Here is a 12,656-nt window from a genome sequence, read left to right on the forward strand (position 1 = left end):
GTGCGTATCCCACTTTCCTGGCTGCGTGAATTCGCGCAGATACCGGCCGGAGCCACGGCCGAAGACGTCATGGCGGACCTCGTCAAGGTCGGCTTTGAAGAGGAAGCGGTCCACCGCCCCACGGACGCCCTGCGCGGACCCGTCGTGGTGGGCCAGGTCCTGAGCCTGGTCAAGGAACCGCAGTCCAACGGCAAGACCATCAACTGGTGCCAGGTCCGCGTCGTCCCCGAGGGGCAGGAACAGACCCTCACCGGCAAGGGCATCGATCCCTCCGGCGTGCAGGGCATCGTCTGCGGCGCCCACAACTTCGTTGAGGGCGACAAGGTGGTGGTCACCCTGCCTGGCGCCGTCCTGCCCGGCGACTTCCACATCTCGGCACGGAAGACCTACGGCCACATGTCCGCGGGCATGATCGCCTCCGTCCGCGAACTGGGCATCGGCGAGGACCACGACGGCATCCTCGTGCTTTCCCGGATCGGCCTGGACCCCGAGATCGGGGCCGACGCCATGGAACTGCTGGGCCTCTACGACCAGGCCGCCGAAATCAACGTGACCCCGGACCGCGGCTACGCCTTCTCGATCCGCGGCGTGGCACGCGAATACGCCCACGCCACCGGCACGGAATTCACCGATCCGGCGTCGAAGGTCAACGCCCCGGCTGTCCTCTCCGGTGGTTATGGCGTCAAGATCAACGACGACGCACCGATCTACGGCAAGCCCGGCTGCGACCGCTTCGTGGCGCGCACCGTCCGCGGCGTGGACGCCACCAGGCCCACGCCACCGTGGATGAGTTCCCGGCTGAGGTTGGCCGGAATCCGGTCCATCTCCCTGCCGGTGGACATCTCGAACTACGTGATGCTTGAACTCGGCCAGCCGCTGCACTTCTACGACCAGGACAAGCTGTCCGGCGACATCGTGGTGCGCAGGGCCGTGGCGGGGGAGAAGCTGACGACCCTCGACGGCAAGGAGCGCTCGCTTGACCCCGAGGACCTGCTGATCACCGACGCCTCCGGCCCCATCGGCGTCGCCGGCGTCATGGGCGGCGCGTCCACCGAGGTCTCCGACGCCACCACGGCCGTCCTGATCGAGGCAGCCCACTTCGAGGAAGTCTCCATTGCCCGCTCCCGCCGGCGCCACAAGCTCCCGTCCGAAGCCTCCAAGCGCTTTGAACGCGGCGTGGACTGGCAGGTCGCCAACATCGCGGCCCAGCGCGCCGTCGATCTTCTCGTGGAACTGGCCGGCGGGACCGCCGATGAGGCGGGCACCGACGTCGGAACCGCCCCGGATCCGGTGACCATCGCACTTCCGGCGGAATTCCCCGCCGCCCGGATCGGCATTGACTTCACCGAGGAGCAGATCGTCACGTCCCTCGAGGACCTCGGTGCCATCCTCGAAAAGACCGACGTCGGCTGGACCGTCACCGCGCCGAGCTGGCGGAACGATCTGGAAACCAAGGAGGACCTCTCCGAGGAGGTAGCCCGCCTGGTGGGCTACGACCAGATCCCCGCGACCCTGCCGGTGGCGCCCCCCGGCCGCGGCCTGACCCGCGTGCAGCAGCAGCGCCGCCGCCTGGTCCAGGCCCTGGCCGACGCCGGCCTGACCGAGGTCCTGGCCTACCCCTTCGTGTCGAAGGCCGCCAACGACACGTTCGGCGTGGCCGAGGAGGGTGCACCCCGGACTGCGGTCAAGCTTGCCAACCCGATCAGCGAAGAGCACGGATACCTGCGCACTTCGGTGCTGCCGGGCCTGCTGGAGATCGTCAAGCGCAACCACTCCCGCGGCTTCCGCGACCTCGCCGTCTTCGAAGCCGGCATGGTGTTCCTGCCCGGTGACACCCTGGGCACGCCGTCCATTCCTCCGCTGGGCGTCAAGCCGAGCGATGAGGTGCTGGACGCGCTGTACGACGGCGTTCCGGACCAGCCGCTGCACGTCGCCGCCGTCCTGACGGGCCACGATTCACCCGCTGCTGCCGGCCACGCCCCGCGGCTGTGGGACTGGGCAGACGCTCTGGACATCGCCCGCCTGGCCGGTGACGTCCTTGGGGTGGAGCTTGTGGTCACCCAGGGCCGGCACCAGGCCTTCCACCCCGGCCGCGCCGCGCAGCTTTCGCTGCGCTCCGGCGAGGTCGTGGGATACGCCGGCGAGCTGCACCCGAAGCTGCTGGCTGCGCACGACGTGCCGGCGCGGTCCGTCGCGCTGGAACTCAACGCTGACGCCCTCTTCGAGGCGGCGGCCGACGTCGTGGTGGCCCGCCACATCTCCACCTTCCCGGTAGCCACGCAGGACGTGGCGCTCGTGGTGCCACAGAACGTCCCCGCCGACGACGTGCTGGCAGCGCTGCGTGAAGGCGCCGGCGAACTGCTCGAGGACGTCGCCCTGTTCGACGTCTACGCGGGGAAGGGGATTGAGGACGGCAAGAAGTCCCTCGCCTTCGGCCTGCGGTTCCGCGCCACCGACCGGACACTGACGGCCGACGAGGCGTCGGAGGCGCGGGAGCGCGCCGTCGCCACCGCGGCCGAGCGGTTTGGTGCCGTCCAGCGCTAACCGGCATAAAGAAAGACCACGCCATTTGGCGTGGTCTTTCTTTTATGCCGGAAAACTGAATGCCGGAAACCATTCACGGCAGCGGCGGCAGGGCCTCTTCGTAGAGCCAAGGGTGCAGCACCGATTCCGAGTCCAGTCCCGTGACGCGGTCGGCCGTGAGGATAAAATCGGGCGTCGACACGGAACTGTGGGCATGGGTGCGGGTCCATTCCTGCAGCAGCGCGAAGAAGGCGAGGTCGCCGCAGCGCCGGCGCAGCGCGTGCAGGGCAAGTGCTCCGCGTTTGTAGACCCGGTCGTCGAACATCAGCTCGGGTCCGGGATCACCCACCAGAAGGTCCTGCGCGTTGGCGCTGAGCCGCTGCCAGGCCGCCACCGCCCGGTCATGCGCGGGCAGCACGCCGGCTTCCTCGGACCAGATCCACTCCGCGTAACAGGCGAACCCTTCATGCAGCCAGATGTCGCTCCAGGTGCCGAGCGTCAGCGAGTTCCCGAACCACTGGTGGGCAAGTTCATGTGCGATGAGCCGCTGCGCCTCCCAGCCGGCATCCAGATGGTTGGCGCCGAGGATGGACAGCGACTGGGCCTCGAGCGGGATTTCCAGCTCATCGGCGGTGACCACCACCGTGTATTCCGGAAAGGGATACGGGCCGAAGCGGCTGACGAACGTACTTATCATGGCTTCCTGCCGGGCCAGCGCGGTCCGTGCACGGGGTGCCAGCTGGGCCGGTGCTGCAAGGAACTGGGGCACGCCGCCCGGGGCCGGCAGTCGCTCCAGGCCGTACCGGCCGATCTGGACCGTTGCCAGGTACGTTGCCATGGGCTCGTTCTGCTCATACACCCAGGTCTCGCGGCTCGACTTCACAGTATGCCCCGCCAGGAGGCCGTTGCAGACGGCCCGGTAGCCGGCGTCGGTGGTGACAGTGATGCGGTAGCTGGCCTTGTTTCGCGGATGGTCGTTGCACGGGAACCATGACGGCGCCCCGTTGGGCTGGCCTGCTACGAGGACGCCGTCCGTGAGTTCCTCCCAGCCCACCTCGCCCCAGAGACCGCGCCGCGGCTGGGGATTGCCGTCATAGCGGATCTCCAGGCTGAATTCGGAGCCCGCCTCGAGGGGCTGTTCGCAGTGCACCACGAGCTGTTCCGCCCGCTGCGTAAACTTCCGCACCCGGGTGCCGTTCAGCTGCACCTTGAGGGCCCGGAGACCGGTCATGTCAAGCACGACGGCGGCTGTGCGGCGTGCCGCCACAGCAGCCAGTACGGCGCGGCCGGCCAGCCGGTTGCTGGCGAGCCTGTAGTCCAGCTCCAGGTCATAGTGCAGGACGCGGTAGGCATCCGTTCCGTGGCCCGGGACGTAGGGGTCGCCGGTGGCCGTGGCGCCGGCGGAGAGGACGGCGGCCGGGCCGGGCGATTCTCCGGAGCTCATTCTGCGTGTGACTTCCTTAGCTGTGGTGGGGCCGCTCCCGGCGGTGTTCATGTCGGGCGGTGTTCATGTCAGGCGGCGCTTATTTGAGGCGGGGTGCGGGAACGGCGGGCCCGGTCCACGGGCTGACCGGATTGCCCATCCAGTACGTCCCGGCCGGAACGGTCTCGCCGCGCATCACCAGGGACGCCGGGCCAACGGTACCGCCCTTGCCAATCCTCGCCTGCGGCAGAATCACGCCGTGCGGGCCCATCGTCGCCCCGTCTTCGAGACTAACAGTGTCGATGCTCATGATGCGGTCGTGAAAGAGGTGGGTCTGGACAACGCAGCCGCGGTTGACCGTGGAGCTGGCGCCGAGGGTCACGAGGTCCGCCTCGGGAAGCCAATAACTTTCACACCATGTGCCCCTGCCGATTTTGGCACCGAGGGCACGCAGCCACCAGACGAGGGCCGGGGTACCGCTGGCGGACCGGGCGAACCACGGGGCACTCACCATTTCGATGAAGGTGTCCACCACCTCATTGCGCCAGATGAAGGAGCTCCACAGGGGGTGTTCGCCGGTCTTGATCCTGCCCACGAGCAACCACTTGGCCGCGACGGAGAAGCCTGCCGCCACCCCGCCCGCCAGCAGCAGGACCACGCCTCCGAGTGCCGTTGCCGCAGCGTAGCCGAGGGCGGTGGCGAGCCAGTCGAAGATAAGCAGCACGCCGAGGGCCAGGCCCACCGTCAGGGCCACCGGCACGAACCGGCACAGTTCCCAGAGGCTCCTGGCCACCTTGAGCCTGGCCGGGGGCTGGAAGGTACGGGCGCTGTCCGAGGCCACCGCCGTACGCCGCAGCCTGACCGGAGGGCTGCCCAGCCAGGACGTGCCCGACTTGGCCTTGCCCGGCGTCGCCGAGAGGACTGCGACCAGGGAGTTCTTTGGCACGCTGCGCCCCGCCGCGGTCATCCCGGAGTTGCCAAGGAAGGAGCGCTTTCCGATTTTCGCGGGCGCGATGCGCATCCATCCTCCGCCGAGCTCGTACGAAGCCACCATGGTGTCATCGGCGAGGAAAGCACCCTCGCCGACCGTGGTCATGCGCGGCAACAGCAGGACGGTGGAGGCCTCGACATTCTTTCCGACCTTCGCCCCCAGCAGCCTCAGCCACACCGGCGTGAAAAGGCTGGCGTAAATCGGGAACAGGAGGTCCCGTGCCATGTCCAGCACCCGCTCGGTGGCCCAGACCTGCCAGCCGACGCGGCTGCGGACCCGGTAGTAGCCCTCTTTCAGGCCGAGGCCCAGCAGCCTGGTGGTGACCAGGATCAGCAGCAAATTGGTGAGGAACCAGGTCAAAGCGGCGAGCGGGAGCGACGCCAGCACCTGCGGCAAGGCATTGAGCAGCGAGTCGTTGCCCCTGATGAACAGAAAGACCACCAGGGCTGCGGCCGCGGCCGAAGCGTAGGGAATCAGGGCGAGGACAGCGGACGCGGCAGCGAAGGCCGTGAACCAGAGGTGCCCCAGGACGGAACTGACCGGCTGGCCGGCGGGCCAGTCCTGCTTCGCCTTGCCCCGCCGTTCTGCCGGGGACCCGGCCACCAACTGGCCGGCCTTGACCTTGCCCAGCACGGCGGAGCCCGGTTCCACCTGGCCGCCGGCGCCGATGCTGGCCCCGGGCATCAGGGTGCTGCGGGCCCCTACGGTGGCGTCCGCCCCGACGTGGACGTGGCCGATCCGGACGATGTCACCGTCGATCCACCACCCGGACAGGTCCACCTCGGGTTCGATGTTGCAGCCGCGGCCCAGGGTGAGGAAGCCGGTCACCGGGGGAAGGGAGTGCAGATGGATGTTGCTTCCGATCTTGGCGCCGAGGGCCCTGGCGTAGTACGGCACCCACGGTGCGCTGGCGAGGCTGATGGCGCCGGCCAGGTCCTGGATCTGTTCGGCCAGCCAGAGGCGCAGGTGCACCTTGCCTGCGCGCGGGTAGGTCCCGGGCTGCACGTTGCGAAGCAGGAGGCGGGCGGCGGCAACGGAGATGGCCATCCGTCCGGGCGGGCTGACGAAGACCAGCCAGGACGCGGCCACCCACCACCACGACACGGTGGGTGCGGCGGTGAAGCCGGCAAACGTGAACAGGACGTTGTTGGCGGCCATCAGATAGGTCAGCCAGCGCATGCCCGCCAGAATGTGCAGCGGTATGCCCATGAGCGTCTGGAAGACCTGCGACTTCAGGGCCGTGGGGCGGACCGGCCGTTCCGGGACCGGGCCCGCCGAAACACCGTCGGGCAGGGATTGGCGGGCTACCTCTATTAGCGCGCCGATGCGCGGCGTGGCGTAGATGTCGGCCACGGTGATGGTGGGGTAGCGGACCCGGAGTGCCGAGACCAGCTGCGCCGCGGCCAGCGATCCGCCACCGTGGGAAAAGAAGTCCGCGTCGAGGCCGGCGACGCTGCTGCCCAGGACTGCCTGCCACTGGTCAACGATCCACTGGGCATCCTCGGGAACGTTCAGCGGCGCGGCGTCCGCGTCCGCCGCGCCGGCACCCTGCAGGGGCCATGGCAGCGCATGCCGGTCGACTTTCCCGCTGGTCTTGGTGGGCAGCGTGTCGACGACGGTCAGCATCGGGATGAGCGGAGCGGGCAGCGTGGCGGACAGCAGTTCACGGAACGCGGCCAGGTCCGGTGCGGGGTCCGTGCCGCCGGCGGGAGCCAGGTAGCCCACGAGGACCTGGTTGCCGGCCGCCGTCGTGCGTACTGCAGCGGCGGCGCCCGCCATGCCCGGGAGTGACTGCAGGGCAGCGTCGATCTCACCGAGTTCGATCCGGCGGCCGCCAAGCTTGACCTGCTCGTCGGCGCGGCCCACGAAGATCAGGCCGGCGTGCTCGAAGCGGACCAGGTCGCCGGAGCGGTAGGCGCGCCCCCACCCGAGTGAGGGCATGGGGGCATATTTCTCCGCATCCTTCTGCGGATCGAGGTAGCGGGCCAGCCCCACGCCGCCGATGATGAGCTCGCCGACCTCGCCCTCGGCCACCGGTACCCCGTCGGAGTCGACCACCGCCAGGTCCCAGCCGTCCAGCGGGAGCCCAATCCTGACCGGGCCGGTACCGCCCAGGGGAGCCGCGCAGGCCACGACCGTTGCCTCGGTGGGTCCATACGAGTTCCACACCTCACGGCCGTCCACGGCCAGGCGCTCGGCCAGCTCCGGCGGGCAGGCCTCGCCGCCGAAGATCAGCAGCCGGACGTTCTCCAGGGCCTCGGCCGGCCACAGTGCCGCAAGGGTGGGAACGGTGGAGACCACCGTGATGCCGTGGTTGATCAGCCACGGCCCCAGGTCCATGCCGGTGCGGACCAGGGCCCGCGGGGCAGGCACGAGGCAGGCGCCATGGCGCCAGGCCAGCCACATCTCCTCGCAGGACGCGTCGAAGGCCACCGAAAGTCCCGCGAGCACACGGTCCTGCGGCCCCACCGGATCGTCCTGCAGGAAGATGCGGGCTTCCGCATCCACGAACGCGGCCGACGAGCGGTGCTGCACCGCCACGCCCTTGGGCGTCCCGGTGGAACCGGACGTGAAGATGACCCAGGCGTCGTCGTCGGGGGTGGCCTGGCGCGGAGCCGGGAAGGGGACGGGCCGCTTATGGTCCGTGACCATCACCCCGTTGGCCCGCAGGATGCCGGCCACCCGTGCCTCAGTGAACACCAGCCTGGCCCGTTCGTCCGGATCGTCCGCGTCCACGGGGACGTAGGCGGCGCCGATCAGCAGGATCGCAAGGATCGCGATGTAGAGCTCGTTGGTGCCCGAGGGAATCCGCACCCCGATTTTGTCTCCCGCTCCGAGGCCGGCCTGGTGGAGCCGCCGGCCCTCGGCCTTGACCTCCGCCAGGAGCTGGGCGTAGCTCAGGGAGCGGCCGCCGTCGTCGAGCGCGGAAGCATCCGGAAAGCGCGCGGCGGTGCCGGTGAGGATGTCCACCAGGGTCCGCTCCGGCGGGGCGGAGGCAGCGCCCGGCATTTGCGCCGGGTACAGCACAGCCGCCTGTCCGCCGCCGGCGGAGGGAGCGGTGGTGTCCATGGTGTGCGGGAGTGGGTCAGTCACGGCTGGATTCTTTCCCGGCAAGATGAACGGAAGGTGACATCGTTTCCTTCATGTTCATCCGAGGCTGGTTTGCTATGGAACCAGCAGAACCTTGCCGGTGGTGCGCCGGCCCTCGAGATCCTCGTGTGCCTGGCGGGCCTCAGCCAACGGGTAGCTGGCGCCGACGCGGACCTTGAGGTTTCCGTTGGCGGCGGCAGCGAAAATCTCCCCGGACCTCCAGTGGCGTTCCTGTTCGTTGAGAAGGAAGTGCGCAAGGGAAGGCCGGGTCAGCGTCAGCGAGCCGCCGGCATTCAGTCGCTGGGGGTCCACAGGCGCAACGGCTCCGGAGGCTGCTCCGAACAGGACGAGCGATCCGCGCGTGCGCAGGCAGGACATGGACCCGTCAAAGGTGTTCCGGCCGACGCCGTCATACACGACGTCCACGCCTTTGCCTCCGGTCAGCTCGCGGACGTGGTGGGGGAAACCCTTGATAGCGCAGCACGTGATCGGCTCCGGCTTCCCGGGCCAGTTCCTCTTTGGCATCGGAGGATACCGTGGTGATGACCCGTGCCCCGCGCTCCTTCAGCAGCTGGGTCAGCAGCAGGCCAACACCCCCTGCGCCCGCATGCGTCAGCACCGTGTGGCCCGGCTCCACCCTGAATGACGAATTGATGAGGTAGTGCGCCGTCATGCCCTGAAGCGGGAGGGCGGCTGCTGTCTGGTCATCCAGGCCGTCCGGCACCGGAAGGGCCTTCGCTGCGTCCAGCACGGTGTAGCCGGCATAGCATTTGGAACCTTCGGCCGTGGCGACCCTGCTGCCGACTGTGAAGGCCTCAACGCCTTCACCCACTTCCTCAACGGTGCCGGCGGCCTCGGAGCCCGGGGTGAAGGGAAAAGGCACTTTGTACATGCCGCCGCGCTGGTAGGTGTCGATGAAGTTCACGCCGGCCGCTGCCACTTTGATGAGCAGCTGGCCGGGACCGGGGACGGGGCGGTCGGCCTCCGTGAAGTCCAGAACCTCGGGTCCGCCTGCCTGCCGGGCGACGATGGCGTGCGTCATGGAATTCTCCTTTTCCGGGCCGGGACCTCCGGCACCCTTCCTCCCCTCATCCTAGGGACCGGTGCGGTGCAGGCGAAGTCCGGGTGGCCGCTTAGTAGCGGCGGGAGATCGTTGCCATGGGGCATTCGAAGTGGCGTCCCGCAGCGAGCCCCACCTCATTGAGGTACCTGACGATGATTCCGAACGAGGCCGCCAGTGTGGTCTCCGTGAAGGGAATCCCCTGTTTTTCGCAGTGCTGGCGCACAATCGCGGTTGCCTTGTGCAGCTGGGGCCGGGCCATGTCGGGGAAGAGGTGGTGCTCCACCTGGCGGTTCAGGCCGCCGAGCAGGATATCCATGAACCGGCCGCCGGAAATGTTGCGTGATGTCAGGACCTGACGGCTGAGGAAGTCGACGCGGCTGTCTGCCGGAAGGACCGGCATGCCCTTGTGGTTGGGAGCGAAGGACGCACCCATGTAAAACCCGAAAACAGCGAGCTGCACGCCGATGAAGGCGGCGGCCATGCCCAGCGGCAGGAAGGAAAACGCCAGCACAGGAAGGATGCTGAGGCGGGTCAGCAGGATCGGCAGTTCCACCCAGCGGTGCGTGACCTTGGCGCGCCGGAAAATGAAGCGGACCGAATCTATCTGCAGGCCGAGCCCCACAAGGAAGAGCAGGGGGAAGAAAAGCCAGCCTTGCTTGCGCGTGAGCAGGGCCAGCCGGCCCTGCCGTGCGGCCGCGGCTTCCGGGTGGAAGACGATGGCACCCGGGGCGATGTCCGGGTCCTTGGAGATGACGTTGGGGTGGTTGTGGTGCGCCCCGTGTTTCTGTTCCCACCACGAGTAGCTGACGCCGGCCACGGATGTTGCCAGGAGCCGTGCTGACCAGTCGTTCGCGCGCCGGGAGGCGAATATCTGGCGGTGGCCCGCCTCATGGGCCAGGAAGCTCAGCTGCGTGCAGATGATGCCGAGCGCTGCGGCGATGAGGAGCTGGAACCAGCTCTGGCCGATCAGGGCGAAACCGAACCAGGTGGCTGCCATCAGGACGACCAGGCTGGAGAACACGGTGAGGTAGAAGCCCTGGCGCCGCTCCAGGAGTCCGGCTGCGCGCACGGATTTGAGCAGATCGGAGTAGCTCTGGGTGACAGGGTTGGCCTGGCGGACCCTGCTCAGCTTGCTGATCCGGGGCTGCGGGCGCTCGGAAGTGATGGTGGACGTCATGAACGGCGTGCCTCGTAACTGTTACGGGCAACGCTGCGGCCGACATTCGGCGCGCACGGTCTGGATCACCCTTTGTTAATCATACGGCGGCTCCGCATCGCGGCGGACCGGCTCACGGCATGGAAAGGCATGCATAAATATCGGGACCTATGCATAGTCTTGCTGTATAGTCGTCTTCATGACTATTTCTGTTGCCGTTTCCGGCGCCAGCGGCTACGCCGGCGGCGAAGTTCTTCGCCTTTTGGCCGGCCATCCGGATGTCACCATCGGAGCCATCACGGCACACAGCAACGCCGGTTCCAGACTAGGCGAACTGCAGCCGCATCTCCATGGCCTGGCGAGCAGGATTCTCGAGGAAACCAGCGTGGAGAACCTGTCCGGGCACGACGTCGTGTTCCTGGCCCTCCCGCACGGTGCGTCCGCCGAGATTGCGGCCAAGCTGCCCGAGGGCACGGTGGTGATCGACGCCGGCGCGGACCACCGCCTGGAGGACGCCACCGCGTGGGAAAAGTTCTACGGCTCGGACCACGCCGGAACGTGGCCCTACGGCCTGCCTGAACTGCCGGGCCAGCGCGAGAAACTCAAGGGCGCCAACCGGATCGCCGTCCCGGGCTGCTACCCAACGTCGGCGCTGCTCGCCCTCACGCCCGGCTTCGCCGGCGGCCTGCTCGAGGGGAACGACATCGTCATCGTCTCCGCCTCCGGCACCTCCGGGGCCGGAAAGGCAGCCAAGGTGAACCTCATCGGCGCCGAGGTCATGGGGTCCATGAGCCCCTATGGCGTGGGCGGCGGCCACCGGCACACGCCGGAAATCGAGCAGGGCCTGTCCAACGCCTCCGGTGAGCCGGTCACGGTTTCCTTCACGCCCACCCTGGCTCCCATGAGCCGTGGCATCCTCACCACCGCCACCGCGCGGGTCAAGCCCGGTGTCGGGGCCGAGGAACTTCGCCGTGCCTGGGCGGAGGCGTATGACGACGAGCCGTTCGTCCACCTGCTGCCCGAAGGCCAGTGGCCCACCACCAAGTCCGTGCAGGGCTCCAACCACGCTGCCATGCAGCTGGCGTTCGACCAGCACGTCGGGCGCGTCATTGTCACGTGCGCCATCGACAACCTGACCAAAGGCACCGCCGGTGGAGCGGTGCAGTCCATGAACATTGCCCTTGGCCTGCCGGAGACTGCCGGCCTTAACCTGCAGGGAGTTGCCCCGTGACCGTTACCGCCCCCAAGGGATTCCGTGCTGCCGGTGTCACAGCCGGACTCAAGGCCTCAGGAAACCCGGACCTCGCCCTCGTGGTCAACGACGGACCGTCCAAGGCGGCAGCCGCCGTCTTCACCTCCAACCGGGTTGCCGCGGCCCCCGTCCACTGGTCGCGCCAGGTGGTCTCGGACGGCCGCGTTGACGCTGTGATCCTCAACTCCGGCGGCGCCAACGCCTGCACCGGCCCGCAGGGCTTCCAGAACACGCACACGACGGCCGAGAAAACGGCCGAGGCGCTGGGGCTGTCAGCCACCGACGTCTTCGTCTGTTCCACCGGCCTGATCGGGGAGCAGCTGCCCATGGACAAGATTGTCCCCGGCATCGACGCCGCGGCCGCCGCCTTGAGCGCCGACGGCGGTCCCGAGGCGGCCACTGCCATCATGACCACCGACACGGTGTCCAAGCAGGCCGTCTTCAGCGGCGCCGACGCCGAAGGAAATGAATTCACCATTGGCGGCATCGCCAAGGGCGCCGGCATGCTGGCACCCGGGCTCGCCACCATGCTGGTGGTGCTGACCACCGATGCCGACGTGCAGCCGGAAATGCTCGACGTCGTCCTCCGCGACGCCACGCGCGTCACCTTTGACCGGGCAGACTCCGACGGCTGCATGTCCACCAACGACACCGTGGTGCTGCTCGCCTCCGGCGCTTCCAAGGCCGTTCCGTCAGCCGAGGCCTTCGGCCAGGGCCTCACCCAGGTCTGCGCCGAGCTGGCCCGCAAGCTGATCGGCGACGCCGAGGGTGCCAGCCACGACATCGCGATCCGGACGTTCAACGCCGCCACCGAGCGCGACGCAGAAACCGTCAGCCGCGCCGTGGCCCGCTCCAACCTCTTCAAGGCCGCCATCTTCGGCAAGGACCCCAACTGGGGCCGGGTGCTCTCCGCCGTGGGAACCACCGACGCCGTGTTTGAACCGGACCAGCTCAACGTGTCCATGAACGGCGTCCAGATCTGCCAGAACGGCGGCATCGGCCAGGACCGCAAGCTCGTGGACCTGGAACCACGCGAGGTGCTCGTGGAGATCGACCTGCAGGCCGGCGGGGCGGAAGCCACCATCTGGACCAACGACCTCACGCACGACTACGTCCACGAGAACAGCGCTTACTCAAGCTAGATCCGCCAGCAACCCT

Annotated in this window: 6 protein-coding genes and 1 pseudogene; 3 read left to right on the forward strand and 4 right to left on the reverse strand. The window is 68.3% G+C overall.

Annotated elements, in window-relative coordinates; all coding sequences use genetic code 11:
- Positions 1–2,544: a phenylalanine--tRNA ligase subunit beta gene (pheT, locus tag QF036_RS09165; protein WP_307101145.1), complete on the forward strand. Its 2,544-nt coding sequence runs from the start codon at positions 1–3 to the stop codon at positions 2,542–2,544.
- 73 nt (positions 2,545–2,617) lie between these two features.
- On the opposite strand, the gene QF036_RS09170 is transcribed toward pheT, so the two are convergent.
- The 4 genes and pseudogenes from QF036_RS09170 to QF036_RS09185 form a co-directional block, all read right to left on the reverse strand.
- Positions 2,618–3,967, reverse strand: a complete 1,350-nt coding sequence (locus QF036_RS09170) for a M1 family metallopeptidase (protein ID WP_307101147.1) — start codon at positions 3,965–3,967, stop codon at positions 2,618–2,620.
- 79 nt (positions 3,968–4,046) lie between these two features.
- Positions 4,047–8,006: a Pls/PosA family non-ribosomal peptide synthetase gene (locus QF036_RS09175; protein ID WP_307105867.1), complete on the reverse strand. Its 3,960-nt coding sequence runs from the start codon at positions 8,004–8,006 to the stop codon at positions 4,047–4,049.
- Positions 8,007–8,102: 96 nt separating this feature from the next.
- Positions 8,103–9,069: pseudogene (locus QF036_RS09180) on the reverse strand (quinone oxidoreductase family protein).
- Positions 9,070–9,160: 91 nt separating this feature from the next.
- A complete protein-coding gene (locus tag QF036_RS09185) occupies positions 9,161–10,267 on the reverse strand; it encodes a fatty acid desaturase family protein (protein ID WP_307101149.1) in 1,107 nt (368 codons plus the stop codon).
- A gap of 178 nt (positions 10,268–10,445) precedes the next feature.
- Between QF036_RS09185 and argC the strand changes: the two genes are divergently transcribed.
- Positions 10,446–11,477: an N-acetyl-gamma-glutamyl-phosphate reductase gene (gene argC / locus QF036_RS09190; RefSeq protein ID WP_307101152.1), complete on the forward strand. Its 1,032-nt coding sequence runs from the start codon at positions 10,446–10,448 to the stop codon at positions 11,475–11,477.
- Positions 11,474–12,640 (forward strand): bifunctional glutamate N-acetyltransferase/amino-acid acetyltransferase ArgJ, encoded by a 1,167-nt coding sequence (gene argJ, locus QF036_RS09195; RefSeq protein WP_307101154.1) that lies wholly within the window; start codon positions 11,474–11,476, stop codon positions 12,638–12,640. The genes argC and argJ overlap by 4 nt, the downstream gene beginning before the upstream one ends.
- The last annotated feature ends 16 nt before the right edge of the window (positions 12,641–12,656 follow it).

It is taken from the genome of Arthrobacter globiformis (assembly GCF_030817195.1).
Lineage (GTDB): Bacteria > Actinomycetota > Actinomycetes > Actinomycetales > Micrococcaceae > Arthrobacter > Arthrobacter globiformis_D.